This is a genomic window from Bacteroides sp. (assembly GCF_028690125.1).
Taxonomy (GTDB): Bacteria; Bacteroidota; Bacteroidia; order Bacteroidales; family Bacteroidaceae; genus Bacteroides.
On record NZ_JAQVBV010000031.1, the window covers coordinates 23,597 to 41,865 of the forward strand.

Consider the following 18,269-nt stretch of genomic DNA (forward strand, 5'->3'; position numbering starts at 1 on the left):
GGCCGTGGGACCTTCGGCATACTTTACAGACAACCGTTTCTGTTTGAATTGGGTTAAACATTTTTTTGCTCATTAAAACACATCCGTTCCGTCTGTAAATGTTTTTCGTGCTTCCTTTATTTTCTCTTGTTTCATTTCTTCTGGAGCAGAATCGTCCTCAGCTGGAATATAACTAAATATGCCGTTATCAATATCCCAAAAATAAGTGAGCTTTCCGTTTGTCGCTCCGTCCCTGTTCTTCTTTATCCCAAATTCTATCCCTGCACCACTTTGTCGCAAAGCAATTACCTTTGTAGCGTTCTGTGCAACACCGTCACTATCCCGAATATCTTCAAGTTCCGGCGTGCCACTTTCCCCTTCTTGCCTCACACCATTTCTGTTTGATTGGATTACAACAAGAATAGGTATACCTAACTCTAAACTCAATGACGATAAGTCCTCGCTTATGTTTGTTAGGCTTGTAGTTTTGTTGTCACCTTTCTTGTGTCGTTCATCTGACAGATATGTTATACCGTCTACCCCGAGAATATCAAGTTTGTTTTCTAAAACAAATGTCCGAAGTTTTGACACAGTGACTTTGTTCCCAAACTCTCTAGGGGTAGCTACCACAAAAGGCTTCTCTTCCTGCTTCAGCATTTCAATATAGCCCGAGTAGTTCTCTACAGGCTTACCTCGTAGTAATGCGGTATTAGAGAAGTTCTTCAATGCGGTGTCAAATCTGTACCCTATCTTTACTGCTGACATCTCTGGACTAATATATCCCACTCTATACCCGATTGACCAGGCGTGGCAGAGTGATTTTGTAAGCACCCACGACTTACCTTGCCCCGTTCGTGCGAAGAATACAACAAACTCTTCACCTCTTGCCCACCCATTTATTATATCGTCAAGCTCTCTGAACCCAGTTGTTATGAACCACGGCTTTTCTGCGTTCAGCTTTTCCTCGTAGACCTTCAACCGTTCCTCTGCTTGTGTAATAATATTTGTGCCAACATTACCAGTTCTAGGCTGGAGTGTTTCCATTTGTGAGCGTAGATAGTCTACTGCGGCGACGGAATCTGTTTTCAACAACTCTGCAACTTTCTGCACGACCGTTACTGATTGATAATACAGATGTTCCTCAAACAATGTGTCGAGCAGATATTTGTCAGACTCCGTAACCTCGACAATAGGAAACTCAGGAAAGCTTGATATAAATGTTTCTTTGTTTGGAACATTGCCATATGTTTTCCAATGGTCATAGATAAAGTTAAACTCTTTCTCATACCCCATAAAGTGTTCTTCAGCAAGACTATTTTTAGTTATTAGTGTAATATCTTGGGTAGCGACAACCTTGTTTAACAACTGTATCGTTATCATCGGGCACCTCGCTTATCTATCCCGACTAATTCAATTCGTCTACTTTCGTTATACACCCTACTAGCAAGACGATTTCCTAATGCTGTGAAAATGCTGTTGTCTACTAAATTACCTGTGTAAATATTTGCTTTGCCCGCAAAAATACGCTGGTCAATATAAGTAAGCAGGTTAGCGTGGTCATAATCTGACAGCTTAGTTGCGGCAATATCGTCCCATATTACAACATCTACACCGACTATTCTTGCTCTCAGCGTTTCAAACTCATGGTCACTATTCGAGATACCATCCCGTATCTTGAATAAGAAGGTGGGCACATTAACAAATATTCCCCTAACCCGAAATCCATTACCTGCCCATATTTCATTAAAGTATTGTTGTAACAACTTGACCGCCCATGATGTTTTCCCATTACCAAAGTTCTTACTGCAAATATAAAGGTTGTGACCATCTTCAACAAAACCAACAATCCCTTTCTTTATTTCCTGCAACTCAACAAACGCTTGATAATCTTGTTCTGGCGGAATTAATAATTGCTTGTACTGACGGTTCTTAGGTAAACCGCTTGTACTCATAAGAAAGTGCATTTCCATATACCGTATGCAACTATCTTTACATATCGGGCTATTGTACTTATCGCACACATCCTTGTACCAGCAATTTTTCCGATTGAATGTGTATTCGTACATTAAGAAAGCTCCCAGGCTCTGCCGTACATACTTGATATAGTCTTTGAGTAGCCTGCTCGTCTTGCCTTAAGCATTTTGATGAAGTCAAATATTTCTTCTTTGCTTTCCGCAATCCAATAACCACCACCGCTTGTTTCTTTACTGCATATAGGGTGATGTTTACGAAGGCTTGATATTACAACCTTTAGTTCCCGTGGCTTAAGTTGTGTCTGAAAACACAGCTCCCTTTGCGGTATTGCATTGTTTCTGCCTTTGGGAATGTGACTCAAAACTCGTTCCTTAAGTAAATCAAAGTAATCCCGGTTCTCTGTCATAAACAACTCTCCCCTTATCGTGTTAAATAATCAAATAGCACTGGGCCTAATACTTTAGATAATTCTTGACGGAAAATAACAATTAATTCTCGCATCTGCGGATGAGCGGCAGGGGAACCTCGCATTATGATAAAATGTCGCCATTCCCTTAAATTAGCTGTCATAATTATATCTGTTTTTAACGAGTTCGGCAAGACAGCTCTCGCTTCCTGAGCAGTACAACCGTCTTGTAGCATATTGAAATATTCGGTTTCAGCACAAGCCATTGCAATCTCCCAATGCTTATATGCGTCCGTACCTTCTGTTAAATAGAATGGCTTGATGACAGTTATCTCACTACCGAAATCTTCTTTAGCGTAATTGCAATATCGGGTGCTTTCTTGCGAATAGCTTGCAAGACGGTGACGGACAATCTCGTGAGATACACCTCTGTCACAGATAAACCTTACAGTAAACGAGAAGTGCTCCATAACGCTTTCGTGTCTATTCAAAGTAAGCCTTCTTATGAAATCCGCGGCACTATCTGCTGTAATTCGCCCTTCAGACTTATAGCAGTTTCTTCCGCACAGCTCTAATTTCTTTAGGATTGCGTCATTGTCCAGTTTATCAATTATCTCTACACTCGGGTTCACTATTAACATTTGTTCTCTCCTTTGAATATTCATTTAGTTCTGGGTGCATAGAACAAGTGGCGATTGCACAGATTAAGTTCCACAAGACAGCTCGGTCGTGTCTTTCATTATTGTCCATTCTAATCCATTTTACATAGTGACGAAGAGCCGAATTAACGAAAGCTTGTAGTGGTATTCCTTTTTCCCAATTACGCTCACCATACTTCTTTGTGCCTTCTTCAAAATGGATACTTACTTCGATTGTTGCTGTTGAAAAATCACCGCCGAATACATTTTCAATCGCACATTGTAAAGCACGATATAACCCTTCTTTATAGCCTGTTTGCATAAATTCATCAATACCTAAAAAGAAATCTCTGTGTACATCGGAGAATAAATTCGCAATTACTTTTAACGGGAGCAAATCCATTCTTCCTTTACCTTCTTGAATATCACGAACAGCCCCAGTTGAAAATTCTGTTCGTGAACCACTATCTTCAATCACATTTAAGCACCTCTCTCTTTTCGTTTTTATTCTACATAATAATATATTGAATATTTTTGCATTCCTTAAAACTTAATTAAATTTCCGTGTTCATCTTTTGCTAAAACTTCTTGGACTTCTTTAACTGATTTTACTTCCCTGCCTGCTGTGTTGTCAAATGATGGTCGGGAAAAAGCTTGCTGTCTGTTCTTTTCCCAAGGTGCAATAATTTGTAGATAGCCTCCTGCGATAGCCCCTGTTACTTTTTCGATTGCTAAATCAATATTGCCTTTCGTGTATGCTTTCAAATCATCTAAAATAATTTTCCACTGATTGGGCTGTAATCCTTTTTTCAACCGTATACTAAAGTACTCAAAGAGCTTATCCTTTAAATCCTCGTTTTGTGTAAAAGCACTAATCATAGCTTTCATTGTTACTATATCTTTAGCCTTGCTTTCTTTTTTAGTTTTAGTTACCGGGAATAAATTTTGGGTAAAATCTTCTTTGTTATTAGTCTTTGTTATATGCTTTGCTATATCCTCACTGGATTCAAGTATACCCCTACTTGTTTTCAGTGATACCCCCCCACTGTTTTCAAGTATACCCCCCACTGTTTTCAAGTATACCCCCTCGACAGGTACTAACCTTAAAATGCGTTTGTCTATTTCCATTGTTCCTTGCTTATATACTAATGTTATACTAACTAACTTCTTTTCTACTAAGGAACTAATTATTGCACTAACCCTATTTTTAGACAGCCCAAAAAACTCTGCAAAGTAAGCGTTGCTTGCAAAACATCCGTCCTCATTGTCTAAACTACTTATTTCAGCCAACATTACTTTTTCTTGGATTGTAAGTTCTTTAGCTAACCATAAATCTCGCGGAATCCATATTCCCTTGAAAGCTCTTTCTTGCATTTCGTTCTCCTCGTTTCGTCTAAAGATATTAAAAGGTACAAGCGAGTTCGTGGCTCAATCTTGTACCTTTTTGTAGTAATTATTAGTTTATTTTAGAACTCTACCACGAATAGAAGTCCTTGGCTAAAGTATAATCATATAAGCAAACTAAATCAACGGCTTTTCTTCATCATATCCATTGCTAATTCTACTTGCTTATCTACCTCAGCATTAACGGTGTCCCAAAGCTGTTCTCTTTCATGGACTAAATCTTCCTCAGAAAGAATACTCGGAACAGCCCTTTCTTCTATGTACTCAAAAGTAAAGAAGTTATCCTTGAGTTTTATGGACAGCCTGCTATGGGCTTCAATTTTAGTTGTTGTGGCAAAGTGTGTGTCAGGCGGGAGTTCTGGTCTACCTACGCTTGGCTCTTCACCTTCGTAGCACGGTTCGTTTTTCGGGTCGGTCATAAAATTTGTCATTACTACTCACCTTTCTTTTTCTTCAATATACGAAGTGTGGTTATAATTTTAGTTTCTTTAGCGGGCATAACGGCCGTGGCGTCAATCTCTTTATTGTAGATTGCATTTTCAAGGGCGTCCATATCAACATATTCTTTCTTTTTTATGATGCCTTTTACTCCTAATGCCTTGAGTATTTCAATAAGCCGCGGCTCGTTGAAGCTTTCTCTTTTACTTTCAGAGACCGCAGCTACCCAATCCCCGGCGATAAAGCGGTCAGTTTTTAACTGCCCCATATAATCTTTGATTTTAGCGTTTTCGCTCTCGGCAATTTCCTCTAAATCTTTAAGCTCGGTCTTGTGTTCTTTGTACGAAGGAATAAGCTCCATCAAGTTGTCTTTCAAACTTTGTAGGATTGCTTCTGCCTTAGTGTTCATATTTCTGCCCCCTTTTAGTTTTTCTTACTCATATAATATATTGAAATTTATGAATTTCCTTAAACATCTTTCTTCTTTTTACGCTTGCCCCAAAAATTAACTGTATAAGCTCCCATTACACCTTTCTTACCGTGGGGTAGCCATTTTTTGAAAGCTACTATCTTTGGCAAATCTTCTACTTTCCAATATCTTGTTTGTCTTGGCCCGCAACTTTCAAACATCGGCAGTTCTGGGGTGTCTGCTGGTTTGTCAAAACCGCCGTAGTACCATTTGTACCAAATATTGATTGTCGGAACAGACACATCTAAATACTGGCTAAGTTTAATCGCATTAATATATTTTTCTGATTGGAATTTACTCATTATTTTTCTCTCCTTTAAGTGTAACATCTGCGGTTAAATATTCATCCACTAATGTCATACTAATAATAGATATAAACCCGTGTTTATTAGACAACTTTTTTACGAGGTCATCAGAATCCTTTAGATTGAAGCTACCCTTTGCTTCGACAAACAGACTTCCTACACCCCCGCCTGTTTTGAATGTTACTAAATATAGTTTTGTTTTAGTTCCCATTGTATATAACCTCCTCAATTCTTGTAATGTTGCCCTGTAACCCTAAATGTGACACATCACCAGTTCTTAATACTTTGTTTGAGAGTTTATCCTCGTCTACGATAAATTCAACGATATTGCCCGATATGCTGGCGTATTGATTGTGTGTATCAGTATGTATGTCTTGCTTAATGTCCCCAACTATTACGCTAATCTCTCGCGAATTATCTAAGGTCAATATGAACTCTTTGCCCACTTTGTGCGAATAATATGTTCCCATCGCTACAATATACTTGTTATTGAACTTTCTTAGCCCATTTTCATCAGTTGTTGCCAATCTTTGCAGAGCATATTGTTTCGAGGTTTCATCTGTTATCGTTCTGTAATCCATAAAAGTTTTAAAACTGCCCTTTGTTGCTTTTGGCAATTCATAATCAATGTAGTTTTGTCGGTTACCGGCATAGATAACCTTAACTTGGGGGTTCTCAGCTTTTGGGGAAGTAAAAGTATAAGGTACAAATAGTTCTACAATTACCCCTATAACCACAATCAACGGCAATAAAAGTTTACCTTGCTTATCCATTAAATCATCTCCTTAGCTTAACAGATAGTCAATCATCTGTGCTTTATTTTGGATTGTCTTGCCATCTACTAACATATCAGCCATTGCACCTTTTTGATAAACAAGTTCCTCTATGCGTTCATCAATCGTATCCTTACAGACAAGCGTAACAATGTTTACCGTTGAAGTTGTACCGATACGATGGGCACGGTCTTCTGCTTGTTCTTTATTAGCCCTGTTCCATGGGCTGTCTAAGAAGATAACTGTTGTTCCTGCTGTTAGTGTAAGGCCTGTACCCATAGCCCCGATAGTGCCTATGATACATTTGCACTCGGTTGTGTACATAAATTTGTCCTGCTCTGCCACTCTATCTTTAGTTTCACCCGTAATGATTGCCGGGCTGTACTTAGCTAATCGGGCATACGCCCTATTTGTCATTTCTGTCCAGTTACTAAAAATAATGCACTTCTCGTCATTGGCAACAAGTTCCTCTACAATTTCTTCAAGCCTGTCAAGCTTTGCACTCTCATTAACCGCTGTGCTAAGGATATCAGTGCTTGCTGTTGCCTGTCTTAACCGAATAAGTTGGGCCAACGGGTTAGGGCTGACAGCAATTTTATCAATATTAGCTCGGATTTCTTCGGACACTTCTTTATATATTTTTTCCTGAGATTTGGACATTTCAACATATTCAGTTGTGTGTAGTTTTTCTGGTAAATCAAGTACATCTTTTTTCAATCTCCTAAGCATAATGTCGTTAAGATTAGATTGAAGCTGGTCTAAATTACGATAGCCAACAATTTCATATCCCCCAAACCCGCCCATTACACAGTAGTGGTTTCTAAAAGAGTAGAAAGTGTTGCTTTCATAGCCAAGCCATTTAAGCACAATGTACAAATCCATCGGATTGTTCATCAAAGGAGTGCCTGACAGAGCTATCTTTGTTTCTCCCCTTACCTTCAAAAGTGCTTTACCTTGCTGTGAGGTTGGGTTTTTGCACTTGTGAATTTCGTCCATTATAACCATATTGATATTGCCTAAACTAATTTGTTTTTGGATAGCAGCTACCATCTGCTCGCTTCTGAGGCTTTCAACATTCGTGATTAAGAAATAAGCGTCCGGCAGATTAACAATATCAAAGATTTTATCTTCGGTACTTTTTATTACTTTTCTGCCCTTACGATTAATTCTTGAACCTAAAATCTTGCATTTTTCATTGGAATGCGTCGCAACTTCGCTCTCCCAGTTCCATTTTAGCCCATTAACGCCGCATATAATCAAACAATGCTTGTAGCCATACATTTGTTTCCTTGCAACTGCTATGTCAATAGATTGTTTAGTTTTGCCTAATCCTTGCTCGTCCCCTAACAAAAATCTGTCTTTCTTCAAGCCGTATTCAAAGCCCTCAACCTGATGTTGAAACGGGTTCGTCTTGAATTGAAAACTTTCTGGGGCGATTGTTTTGACAGCTGACCTTGTTTGTTCACCTAAAATAGTTACTTCGTATTTATCAAAGCAGTTCAAGAGTTTTCCCAAGCGTCTTACTGGTATAACCCAACATTTCTCTTTGGCGTCCCATTTTCTGTTTGGCTGTCCTCTGAGAATGTTGACTATATCCATATTAAAGTCAAATTTGACTAAGGCATCTTCACCTGTGACTCTAATAGTAATCATTTTCGTTTCCCCTTTCGTGTCGTTTTTCTTCTTGTATTCATTATATAACGAATTGTTGCAAATGTCAACAAAAAAAGAGCAACCGATTAAGTTGCTCTTTTGTGCTGTTACAGCAGTTCTGGATTACTATAAATATCCCCGACTATATCAATGTTTGTGTTCATCAGAAATTCAAGAGGTCGAGTGTTATTGTCGAATATAGCTCTGCCCTGAAATGTTGGTTTATGAACGAAACGCATTTCAAAACGGGATTTGTCTGCGTTGAACTCAATCACCGCATTGTAATTTTCAAACGGGTAAATATTAGCTATAATAATATCACCCTCATACACAGTAACCGCATTTTTTCCTAATATCCCCACTATTTGGGATAAGGTGCTATCATCAACCGCTGTCTTGGGAAAGTCTTGGTCATCAAACCCTTGTGCGAGATCCGCAGAATAGTCTGCCAGATTTGCACTTACAATGTAGCTGTTATAAGTTATCGGGTCAAGAACTGGGGTTACTGGCATCTTGACAGGATAGCCGTATACCCAAGTCCCACCAGATATTGCTTTTGCTCGGAATGTCCGCATATTACCCTCCTATTTCATAACATATGCAATACCTAAAAGTATTATCTCCAAGTTTTTGAGTTTATTTTGGCGTTCCAAGCTTTTTATCCTCGCTTTGGTCTCCTTCTCGTACTTTTCTAATAATAGATTGGCATTGTTCAATTTCTCGTCGGTTTTCTTCAAGGATACTCTGACAACTTCTGTTTCTTTCCTGGATTCTTGCAATAAGGTCTGCGTTGTGGCTATTAATCCTTTCGAGTTCTCTAAGGATATCCTCACTTCGTCCAATTCGCTGTTCGATATTTCCAAGGCTTGTATCACTGCGGTCAAGCTCTGATTTGCTTTCCCCAAGCTCTGTTCGTATTGAATTAGCTGTGTTTCCGTTATCTGGTATACTCTCTCCGCTGAACACGAGGAAGTAAGCACTGGCAAGGATTGCAAAACAAACAACATACAAAAGGTACTTATAACTTTTAGCCACATTGTGTCACCGTCTTTCTTAGAAGATTACCGCTTTAACTATGAACCCGATAATAAACGAAATTGCACATCCAACATAAAAAGTAGTTTTGGCAAATTTGTTTTTCGCTAAAACTTCTAATTCCTCAACTTTTGCTTGAAATTCATCTTTAGTCATAGTATCACCTCGCTTCTTTTCTTAACTCTGCACTATTATATATGAAAGAAACACTTAAACCGGCTAAATCTCACGCAAATTCTTGTTTTAATCTGGGGTAAGTTTGCTGTCTAAGTGTTTCTTCATACAGTTTAATTAGCCCAGCATAGAAGAAAGATAGTAAAGAGCTTTCCCGCGAATAACAACTCCGCCCTCTCGCATTTCCCCGTCAAAGTCAGGGAGATACCATAAATCCCAACGAGTTTCGGGGTCGCCGCTGTGCGGGCCGTACCCATCTTCCGTAGCGGCTTCACAATGCGTCATAAAATTCTCCGGATTGATTTCAAGTCCGAGAGCTTTGCTTAGCACCGCAACAACCTTAGCCATGGTTTCAATTTGCTCTTTCGTCGGGGGATAGTCACCGAAGTCTGTGTTGTATCCTTCATTTGCAATTGCACCATAACAACAACAGATAGATACACCAACAGCGTCAGAATTTCTTTGCCAAGTGTGTGCTAACAAGTCACACAAATCAATGGTGCTCATAACAATTTTACCGTCACCTGTGATGTTTATGTGATAGCTTGGGAAAGTAGATTGATATTTACCCGCTGTCCAGTGCAAATAAACTTTCTTTATTGCTCCGCACGCACCATTTGCATATTCTTCAAGCTGTTCTAATGTTACCTCTTTCACTTAGTTTCCTCCTTTTCAAGAGTATCTGGGATACCGTTTCTGTCTTTGTCCACCAGATAAGTGGCTAAAAATGCAATAACGGTCGTAGTACCGGCAGAAGTTTTTGTAAAAGTGTCTAACATAACAAGGTCAGGTTTGCCTGTCGTTTTCCAATCGTCAATCCAGGCAATGATAAAAAGCAAAGGCAACGATAAATATAGCGTTGCAAAAACAATTATTACCCACAAAGGCAGTTTAGCTTTGCCAACTTTCGGCAAGTTGCTCACAACTAATTTTAATAACCCTTCGATTTTAGCTATCATTTGCAATTTTCTCCAATACTTCTAATCGGTGCGAAATTGCGTCATTTGCAAGTTCCAGCTTAATAAATCTTGCATCCGAAGCCCTTGACTCTTCCTCTAAGCGTTCACTTAGCTTTTTCATAACGCCTCGAACTTCGTTAACCATCTCACACAGGTTATTTATGCTTTTCTGAAAGGGTTGTATTATTACATAATTTAGTACATTACAAGCATATTGAATTATACCTAATATGCCTAGTATAACTCCAACTACTACTGCACCCACTTCCCAGCTCAATATACCACCTCTCAGACAATGTTTTTGTATATAAAAAGCACTCCCGCCAAAAAGTGCTTATTATTGATAGACAGATTATAAATCCATCTCTTTTGCCGTTACTTCTATTGTCGATACTGCTACATTTGTTTGTTCCGTTGTTACCGATGTTGTTGGGTAATAAGTAGGTACTGTGTTTACCCCTAAATTTTCTGTAACAGGAGTTGCAAGTTGATAAATCATCTTATATGGAGTATAACCTTCATAAGATGCAGTAGGCAAGACAGAAGTTAATCCTGTTAAATCTGTAATCTTACGCCAATTCTTAGTGCATAGGCCGTTAAAAGTATACTTTGCAGATAGTTCATCAGCAGTAAGATTAGTAAAATCTGCTTCTATTTGTGAGCCTGTCGGTAGTTCAAAGACGCGAATGTCTTTAACTGTAATCGAGTTTCCTGCCATTTTATAAAATAAACCAAATATAAAGGTATTAGTAGTAATTGTTGCTTTTGAATTTAAAATTAATTTATTATTTCCTACTGTTTTAGGGGCAGCGGCTGAACTAAATGCTCCTGAACCAGAAACTATTAAATCCCCTGTTGCAGTATTTGACACCACATTATAGAGTAAGCCATATTTAGCAGACGGCTTAATAGCAGTAGTCATTTTTATTGCACTAAAAGTAACTCCATCATCATAAAATGTTACACCACTAGAGGCAAAGGTATAAGTACCACTGTTGTTACTCCACTCTTCCCATGTACTAGGAGTATAAGGAACTTCTGATTTATAGTAAGGAGATGTTCCGTCGGCGTTGCACATCTGCCAGCCATAGAAATAGGCTTTAATTTCTGAACCACTAGGGGTAAAAGAGTTACACCACCCTGTATCATACATATTAGCACTTATATATAATCTTGATTGTACAGATAATGCCATACCATAATCATCAACATAACCTATATTATTATAACCCCCTATCTCTGCACTGTCATATTTATAGGTTAATGAAGCGTTATTTGATGAAGGATAATTAGGTGGTGTATACATATTCCTCTTGCCAGTTAACCCCAAACCAGCGTTTGCTCCCCAATCTAAACTCCCGTCTAATGTTATCCAGTCACTTATTCTTTTAGTTAGAACTCCTGTTCCCAAATCATATTCATTAGCAACACTACCGATTTTCCTTAGAGTGGGTAGGGTAAATTCTTGTGATTGGCTTGCATTATCAGAAACAGTTAAAGTTCCACTAGAGTCATAAACAGTCCAATGTCTTTTAGTAGCTGATAAATCAGAAGTTAACGGTGCAAAATAGGTTGTATACTCGTCAACGGTTAATGCTCCTGTGTTGGCTAACTGTTCGTCTGAATAAAGCTTGCTAGAATAATGTATGTTTGCAAAAATACCATTGGCAAATCTAAATGTACCACCCTGAGAGCCCCAAAACATTTGTTGTAATAATGCGGGGAAAACAGGATTAGTTTTTGTCGCTAGTTTATTACCTTGTATGAATAAAGCAAGCTCACTTGCTGAATACCTTACAGCAAATCTCAATTTCCCAGAAGTATAGCCAGTATCAGCTATACTTGCAACATATTGGACATTATTATCATCCCATACCCCTAACCACCACTTTGATACTTCATGCCATACAGCAAAACCATGGTTTGTACCACTTACACCTCTAAAACTTTCAAACAAACGTACTGGTTCAGTGTATGCAGTAAAATTAACCGGCAGAGTTACATCAAATCTTATTGTTCCTTCTTTTGGTATAGCACTTGCAGGGATTGTTAAACTTTCTGCTGAACGAGTTGTTGGGTGAAAGGAAGTGGGGTAGGGTTTCGCTTCAAGTTGAATGTTTGTGTACCTATAAGCACAAAGAGAACTTGCAACTGCTTGTTTTCTCATAAGTCTTAATTTTACATATGCACACCCCGCAGGAGTAGTAAAAGATAGTGTTCTAATGCCGTCCGTATATGTCAGGGAAGTACCAATTTCTCCCAAAAATATATTGCTACTGTCATAAAACAATAAGGTTTCACAAACTTGCTTATCAGACTGCAAAATAACATTTCGCAAAAAAGACAAGATATACAGGGTAGACGGCGTTACGCCAAATTTATTATCAAACTCTGTGTACCAAAAAATTTCCTTTTCCGACAATTCGATACCGTTAGTAACATTAACCTTAGTGGAAGCGGAGCCATTATCTAAAATAAGCGAAGTGTAGTTAATTAGGTTCGTTGTTCCTTCCTCAACCAGCACACCTTTATCCGCTTCAATTCTCGGTACTCCTGCATTAACTACGCTACCGTCTGATTTGTAAGCCGTACTGCTACGGGTAAAAGTTGGGGGAGTAGTTGCTATAGGCTCAAATTCAGTAACGGTGTTCCCACTAGCTTTTATTTTTGCATAATCATTATATGAATTATTAAAAGTAATGTCTGAACCAGTTTTTGTTTTCTCTGTGTAGCCAGCAATTTTTCTTGCACCTTTATATATACTGGCAGGGCCGTAGTTGCCTCTAAATAATTTACATAGTTTTTCACCTAAATAAATTGGCATTATACCACTTCCTCAAATACAAAATAGAAAGTATCAGCATCTTTGACCGCAGTTTCAAATTCTGTAGCCTCATAAGTAACCAATCTATTCCCGTTTATCTTTTGGGAGTCAACTGCATTAGTTGCATTTAACGCATGGCCTGCTTCTGCTACATAACTTACCCCAAGCTTTTTCCAATTAGCTAATATAGTTGGTTCATTGGTAGCTAAAATATAACTATCAGTAACCACGTCATTTGCAACAATAATAGCTACATCACCTTTTTGAGCGTCTAATAAAAGCATTTCAGAGGTATCAGCAACTGGGAAAGTATCATTAATAGCAATAGCAGGAATTTGAGAAGGGTTTAACTTCCCGTCAACAAGTGTTGCCACTTCATTGCCTAACATTGCAATTAAATCTGCTAAAGCTTGTTGGGCAGTTGTTTTACTTGTATCTGCCGCTTCTGCTTTTGATGTTGCAATACCTGCTTGTGTTGTTGCTACTGTTGCCTTTTCTGTTGCTATTCCAGCCTGCTCAGTTGAAATAACAGCTTTTTCTGTTGCTATTCTTGCCTGTTCCGTTGCAATGATTGCTTGTGCTGAGGCTGTTTCCTCACTATCAAATGCCTCATCAGCTTTTGTAGTAGCAATACCTGCACTAATATTCGCATTATCAGCGAAAGAGATCGCTTCACCTGCCTTAGTAATTGCAATATCCTTGCTGCCACTCGCTGAAATAGCAGAATTTTCTGCCTCTGTTGCTTTTCTGGTGGCAACGCCAGCCTTATCAATAGCAGTATTCATTGCTTGAACTGCCGCAACTACAGTTTCAATAATACCTAAATCTTCAATAGTTCCATTCATATATTCAACAGAAAGCATTCCAGTTTCCTGATTAAGAATTGTCCGCTTGATACTTTCACCTTTTGCCCCAGGAGAACTAAGATTTAACACCATATTAACTTTATTTTGAAAGGGTAATTGCATATTCATTGAGTTACATCCTCCCGTAATACAATTAATATAGTTTCAGAGCTAACAATGATACCATCCTCTGTATACTGAATGTCCATATAAGCCTGACGCTTTTGCCAATCTGCTGTTCCTGACCTAAATAAGTAGGTACCGGGAGTATCAGACTCAGTAATCGTAAAGCTTTTTAATAAGGTTTTTTCAACATCCCGTATTTCACATTTTATATTAAGGGCCTTACCTGATAAAGGTGTTCCGGCGTCGTCCGTTAAGATGCAGCTAAAATCAAAAGTATCCCCTCTTTTAATTATAATCTGTTCCATAATCTTGCCCTCCCTTCACTACAAATTAATTATAGTACGATTTGTTCCAATTCTTCTACTGTACTCGCCACTTCAACAAGAGCTTGCTTAGCCCAGCCCTCTTGCTTACATTTTCCAATATGTAGAGCAAGGTCGTCCATGAACTTCTGAACTTGTGTGGCATTCAAATAAAACACAGTTTTTATAGTGCTACCTTCAGCGAAACCTCTTACAGGTATTACCCCTTGATAGACAGGGTGATTTGCAAAGTCTGGTGATTGGGTAGCCGCATACATTGTCTGCATTGTGCTTTGGGTAGCCTCATCACTATCAAAAGTAACTTCTCCCCCAGTAGCAGTAGAAATAAAGCCACCAACTATCTGCTCTTTGGTTTTTTGTGAAATTTGTTTAAGCTTGAAAACTTTTTTCTCTGCTAATGTGTATGTCGGGTAAACTATTTCAACATCACCAGTTTCCGTGATTTTTAAAAGCTTGCCCTCTGCGTTAGCCTGTGCTGCAAGGTCGGCATACTGTTTTGCGGTATACCCTTTTACTAATCCTATGCTCATTGTTGCATCCTCCTTAAATTAATATTTGATGATGTAATTCATAGCCATATTTACAGGACGATTTTCTTCCGCAGTTGGAACAACCCGAGAAGCGTCAAAACTAAATTCAAAGAAGGCATTATCTCCGCCCTGTGCGGTAGTATTTACTTCCCATTGCTGAGCCCCTCTAAATGCCCCGGTTGCTAGGCCTGTTGCCCTATCGTCCGCGCCGAATCGACCAGTAATGTTCCTAATTGCGTCACCCTGAACGACACCGAGGTCTGCAGAATTACCACCTAAGCCTCGAATAAATACCCCCCGTAAATCTGGAATTTTAAAAGTAGTTGAACCATCACCAGCTCCATAAATGGTCCCGATAGCTGCAAACAGCCCAGCATAAGTTGTCCGTGAAACTACTTGCCCTCTACAGAACAAGTAACCATCAGGTTCAACTGGCGCCGCATAAAACTTGATGATGCCTGGAGGCTCTATTGGAGCTTTTAAGTCCAATAATCCTTGAATTAGGTTGTTATTTGCGATTAATAGTTTTAGAATTCGGTTCCACTCATTAATAGTGGCTGGCATAATCGTTTCTAAATATACCCAGGATTCCTTTACTTTATCTGCTGCATAAGTTATCGTTTCTATGAACATCTGTTACACTCCTTCCTTGAATTTCCAAAGAACTTTAAATTGAGTATTTTCTCCTGTTGGGATAACGAAATCTGAACTGGATAAAGCCTCGTTGCTTGCGTTGTATATGACGCAACTGGTTAAATACGGGTCCTCAGTGGCAGGTACAGCAAATTCAAGTGTTACTGTATCGTCTGTAACTGTTTTAGATTGGAAAGTGCTAATAACAATATCTCCGTTAAGAACGACATGGTCAATTAAGTTCATTGCCGCGGTTGCAGATAGGTTTAAGAACTTTGCTGATAAACTGTTTGTTGCCGCCAATTTGTACACCTCCAAATCTTCTGCTTCATAAAAAGCAAATTCACCTAAGCGCCAAGCCCCTAACTTATACTCCCAAACTGACTTGGAAGATGAAATGGTTTCATTTACTAATACTCTTTGGGACAGCAGCGGTTGATAGATATACACAATATTAGCAGGTTTAACTCTGTGAACTAAAGAGCTAAGAGCAAAGTACCAGTCAATATCAAGTGTTAGGCCTTGAATGTACAGAGTATAAGCGTTGAAGTCTACCCAGCAATTATAGTTTCCTCGCCCCATAATCTTGTCAAGCTGTTGTTTAAGATAAGGAAGTGTAAATGCTACGCTGGAAGATAACCTCAGAAGTACCATTTCTTTTCTTCTATCAATGGTATCACTATAAGCCGGGGTAATTTCTAACAATTCCTCATATTGAGCCACCCCGGATTCATCTGCGTTCTCTACGAATTGTCTATCAAACGCCAATTGAAATTCAGACTCTAACAAGTCTACCGTACCTTGTTCAATCTCACAAAGCTTAGACATTTCATAGACACCATTATAAATAGATGGTACATATTTTTTAAGTTGCACTTGTCAACACCACCCCAGTAAGCTTAGGTATCTGTTGTGTCGCCCCTGTCTGTGTAAGCGTTAAATCTGCTTCCGCGGTGTTTATCGTGCAGGAAGTGACATTCAAGATATGCCCGGCTTCAAGAATTTTAGCAATAACCAATGCTCGGTAAACTGCACTCGCATAGGTGTTTGTTGAGGACGCTATACCCCAGGTAGCTTTTATCTCGGCAATGTACTCGGCTATCTTGGCATCCACATCCGTTTGCACTTGTTCAATTGTATAACCATCAGCAAGCAGAACTGTTGCAGCGATAGTAACATTAACTTCGGTTGGGGTAACAACAGTAACACTATGCCCGATGGGGGCAATTCCTAAGCCTTGCTGTGTATATTCTGTCGGGTCAAAGTATTCTTTTACAAGGTTAATAAAGTCTTGTGTGCATGGGTTGTATTGGCTGTCTAAAATAGAAAGCTTAACTGTGCCTCCGCCATTCCAGACAGGGTAAACTTGAACCGCCCCGATGCCACCGAATTCCTCTGCCCACATTCTGTAATGATTTACATTACCCCCGTAGGGCTTTCTTCGCAGCCACAGTATGCAACGGTCACGCAATTTTTCATCTGTTTCCGTATCCTCAGCAGGTGTAACAATATCAGAAAGAGTTGCTCTGCCTAACCCTGTTATTTGGGTTACTGGGAGTAGATTGCCTACATAGTCATTACCAATGGTTCCAGCAGTTTCACAAGTCAGCAAAAAGATGCCATCTGAAACCTTGCTAGTTGCCGTATAATATACAGGGTTATCTTCGCTGATTGTGCTGAACCTAGAACCGAGTGAAATATTGAAAGGGCTTTCATTATCATAAACACAAGCACATTTTCTCACCGCATAAGTAGCTGGTGACCTTGTAATCCCGTAGTTGCCTACAATAACATCAAGAGCTTCCCCTGCCGCTGTAAATATGTTCGTGTTCTTATAATAGAGTTGCAGGTCTACATATAAGTTTGTTGCCACAACAGCAAAGGGGGCTAATGCGTCATATATAACGCTCCCTTGACGCCTATCAATGTCAGAAGGGGCTAAGGCAAGAGCTAATGCCATTATGTTTTCATAAGTCTTTTCCTCTAAATAATCATAATACAACTTTGTTCACCACCGTTTCTTCGACAACACCAAAGATTGTTGTTACTGAAAATTTTATAACCACGCTGTCAATCTTATCTCCGCGTTCCGCAGTTACGCTGTCAACGCTAATTATACGGTTGTCGTACTGTAAGCCCTCTTTTAAAGCTTCGGTAATATCCGCTTTAAGATAATCAAAGCCTAGCCCGATGTATTTTTCTAACCCGATACCGTAGTACCAGTCATAGATTAGATATGCGTACCGTTCAGTAAGCAAGATTTTTGTGATGGCTTGTTTTATAGCCTCAGCCCCATCTATCATACCTAAAATTCTTCCGGTTGTTAAATCTAATCTGTAAGTAAGACTTGGCTGATATATTTCCTTGTTAATATTAGCTAAGTCCTCTATATCATTTGAAAAGTATGGTATCATTCTCTAAAGCCCTCCATTTCTACTCGTTGGGCAATATAGTATAGCTGACCGTTGTTAAATCTAAAACAGACAACCTTGTCGCCAACTTGCAAGCCTCTCCAAACTTCAATTTCTTCGGTTTCATACCCTGTTAAGGGGTGATAACAGCCTGTGTGTTTATGAGGTATCGGAAGAACATACCTTTTGCACATCGCCCCTACTTCAATAAGTTCGGAAGGAATATCAACATCAAAACCCTCTACACGAATGGCAATCGGACTTACGCTTGTAACTGTTGCGTAAATCCTGTAAGATTTCTGTTCGGTTGGCTCTTTGCAGATTGTCTTAACTAAATCAACTACTTCTTCAAATCCTGCCATTTTACCAC

General features: G+C 39.1%; 26 protein-coding genes. All 26 read right to left on the reverse strand.

Annotated features, from left to right (window positions below; all coding sequences use genetic code 11):
- Positions 1-72 precede the first annotated feature (72 nt).
- Positions 73-1,359: a DnaB-like helicase C-terminal domain-containing protein gene (locus tag PHO71_RS17955; protein WP_300205966.1), complete on the reverse strand. Its 1,287-nt coding sequence runs from the start codon at positions 1,357-1,359 to the stop codon at positions 73-75.
- Positions 1,356-1,931, reverse strand: coding sequence for a hypothetical protein (locus PHO71_RS17960; RefSeq protein ID WP_300205968.1), 576 nt, complete (start codon positions 1,929-1,931; stop codon positions 1,356-1,358). The genes PHO71_RS17955 and PHO71_RS17960 overlap by 4 nt, the downstream gene beginning before the upstream one ends.
- 113 nt (positions 1,932-2,044) lie before the next feature.
- Entirely contained in the window at positions 2,045-2,359 is a 315-nt protein-coding gene (locus PHO71_RS17965; RefSeq protein WP_300205970.1) for a hypothetical protein, read from the reverse strand.
- A 14-nt stretch (positions 2,360-2,373) separates the two neighbouring features.
- Positions 2,374-3,000: an FAD-dependent thymidylate synthase gene (thyX, locus tag PHO71_RS17970; RefSeq protein WP_300205972.1), complete on the reverse strand. Its 627-nt coding sequence runs from the start codon at positions 2,998-3,000 to the stop codon at positions 2,374-2,376.
- Positions 2,966-3,475: a dATP/dGTP diphosphohydrolase domain-containing protein gene (locus PHO71_RS17975; RefSeq protein WP_300205974.1), complete on the reverse strand. Its 510-nt coding sequence runs from the start codon at positions 3,473-3,475 to the stop codon at positions 2,966-2,968. The genes thyX and PHO71_RS17975 overlap by 35 nt, the downstream gene beginning before the upstream one ends.
- 65 nt (positions 3,476-3,540) lie before the next feature.
- Positions 3,541-4,371: a helix-turn-helix domain-containing protein gene (locus PHO71_RS17980; protein ID WP_300205976.1), complete on the reverse strand. Its 831-nt coding sequence runs from the start codon at positions 4,369-4,371 to the stop codon at positions 3,541-3,543.
- A 152-nt stretch (positions 4,372-4,523) separates the two neighbouring features.
- The gene (locus PHO71_RS17985) at positions 4,524-4,832 is read right to left on the reverse strand and encodes a hypothetical protein (protein ID WP_300205978.1); all 309 of its coding nucleotides are present in this window, start codon (positions 4,830-4,832) and stop codon (positions 4,524-4,526) included.
- Positions 4,833-4,834: 2 nt separating this feature from the next.
- The gene (locus PHO71_RS17990; protein ID WP_300205980.1) at positions 4,835-5,248 is read right to left on the reverse strand and encodes a hypothetical protein; all 414 of its coding nucleotides are present in this window, start codon (positions 5,246-5,248) and stop codon (positions 4,835-4,837) included.
- Positions 5,249-5,307: 59 nt separating this feature from the next.
- On the reverse strand, positions 5,308-5,610 hold the full coding sequence (locus PHO71_RS17995) for a hypothetical protein (protein WP_300205982.1): 303 nt from the start codon (positions 5,608-5,610) through the stop codon (positions 5,308-5,310).
- On the reverse strand, positions 5,603-5,824 hold the full coding sequence (locus tag PHO71_RS18000) for a hypothetical protein (RefSeq protein ID WP_300205984.1): 222 nt from the start codon (positions 5,822-5,824) through the stop codon (positions 5,603-5,605). The genes PHO71_RS17995 and PHO71_RS18000 overlap by 8 nt, the downstream gene beginning before the upstream one ends.
- Positions 5,814-6,386 (reverse strand): hypothetical protein, encoded by a 573-nt coding sequence (locus PHO71_RS18005; RefSeq protein WP_300205986.1) that lies wholly within the window; start codon positions 6,384-6,386, stop codon positions 5,814-5,816. Before PHO71_RS18005 ends, PHO71_RS18000 begins: the two co-directional genes overlap by 11 nt.
- 12 nt (positions 6,387-6,398) lie before the next feature.
- The gene (locus tag PHO71_RS18010) at positions 6,399-8,039 is read right to left on the reverse strand and encodes a DEAD/DEAH box helicase (protein ID WP_300205988.1); all 1,641 of its coding nucleotides are present in this window, start codon (positions 8,037-8,039) and stop codon (positions 6,399-6,401) included.
- A gap of 107 nt (positions 8,040-8,146) precedes the next feature.
- A complete protein-coding gene (locus PHO71_RS18015; RefSeq protein ID WP_300205990.1) occupies positions 8,147-8,614 on the reverse strand; it encodes a YopX family protein in 468 nt (155 codons plus the stop codon).
- Between the two features lie 61 nt (positions 8,615-8,675).
- A complete protein-coding gene (locus tag PHO71_RS18020; protein ID WP_300205992.1) occupies positions 8,676-9,074 on the reverse strand; it encodes a hypothetical protein in 399 nt (132 codons plus the stop codon).
- 18 nt (positions 9,075-9,092) lie between these two features.
- Positions 9,093-9,230 carry a hypothetical protein gene (locus PHO71_RS18025; protein ID WP_300205994.1) on the reverse strand — a complete coding sequence of 46 codons (138 nt, stop codon included), beginning with the start codon at positions 9,228-9,230 and terminating at the stop codon, positions 9,093-9,095.
- A 135-nt stretch (positions 9,231-9,365) separates the two neighbouring features.
- Complete coding sequence (locus PHO71_RS18030; RefSeq protein WP_300205996.1) at positions 9,366-9,905, reverse strand: N-acetylmuramoyl-L-alanine amidase; 540 nt, start codon at positions 9,903-9,905, stop codon at positions 9,366-9,368.
- On the reverse strand, positions 9,902-10,207 hold the full coding sequence (locus tag PHO71_RS18035; protein WP_300205998.1) for a hypothetical protein: 306 nt from the start codon (positions 10,205-10,207) through the stop codon (positions 9,902-9,904). The genes PHO71_RS18030 and PHO71_RS18035 overlap by 4 nt, the downstream gene beginning before the upstream one ends.
- Before the next feature lie 352 nt (positions 10,208-10,559).
- The gene (locus PHO71_RS18040) at positions 10,560-13,031 is read right to left on the reverse strand and encodes a hypothetical protein (protein WP_300206000.1); all 2,472 of its coding nucleotides are present in this window, start codon (positions 13,029-13,031) and stop codon (positions 10,560-10,562) included.
- Positions 13,031-14,005 (reverse strand): hypothetical protein, encoded by a 975-nt coding sequence (locus PHO71_RS18045; RefSeq protein WP_300206002.1) that lies wholly within the window; start codon positions 14,003-14,005, stop codon positions 13,031-13,033. The genes PHO71_RS18040 and PHO71_RS18045 overlap by 1 nt, the downstream gene beginning before the upstream one ends.
- Positions 14,002-14,307, reverse strand: coding sequence for a hypothetical protein (locus PHO71_RS18050; RefSeq protein ID WP_300206003.1), 306 nt, complete (start codon positions 14,305-14,307; stop codon positions 14,002-14,004). The genes PHO71_RS18045 and PHO71_RS18050 overlap by 4 nt, the downstream gene beginning before the upstream one ends.
- A 29-nt stretch (positions 14,308-14,336) precedes the next feature.
- Entirely contained in the window at positions 14,337-14,855 is a 519-nt protein-coding gene (locus tag PHO71_RS18055) for a hypothetical protein (RefSeq protein ID WP_300206005.1), read from the reverse strand.
- Between the two features lie 18 nt (positions 14,856-14,873).
- Positions 14,874-15,488: a phage tail protein gene (locus PHO71_RS18060; RefSeq protein WP_300206007.1), complete on the reverse strand. Its 615-nt coding sequence runs from the start codon at positions 15,486-15,488 to the stop codon at positions 14,874-14,876.
- Positions 15,489-15,491: 3 nt separating this feature from the next.
- On the reverse strand, positions 15,492-16,316 hold the full coding sequence (locus PHO71_RS18065) for a putative phage tail protein (protein WP_300206009.1): 825 nt from the start codon (positions 16,314-16,316) through the stop codon (positions 15,492-15,494).
- 37 nt (positions 16,317-16,353) lie between these two features.
- The gene (locus PHO71_RS18070) at positions 16,354-17,448 is read right to left on the reverse strand and encodes a baseplate J/gp47 family protein (protein ID WP_300206011.1); all 1,095 of its coding nucleotides are present in this window, start codon (positions 17,446-17,448) and stop codon (positions 16,354-16,356) included.
- Positions 17,449-17,479: 31 nt separating this feature from the next.
- Positions 17,480-17,902, reverse strand: coding sequence for a DUF2634 domain-containing protein (locus PHO71_RS18075; RefSeq protein WP_300206013.1), 423 nt, complete (start codon positions 17,900-17,902; stop codon positions 17,480-17,482).
- Positions 17,899-18,261: a DUF2577 family protein gene (locus PHO71_RS18080; RefSeq protein WP_300206015.1), complete on the reverse strand. Its 363-nt coding sequence runs from the start codon at positions 18,259-18,261 to the stop codon at positions 17,899-17,901. The genes PHO71_RS18075 and PHO71_RS18080 overlap by 4 nt, the downstream gene beginning before the upstream one ends.
- Positions 18,262-18,269 lie beyond the last annotated feature (8 nt).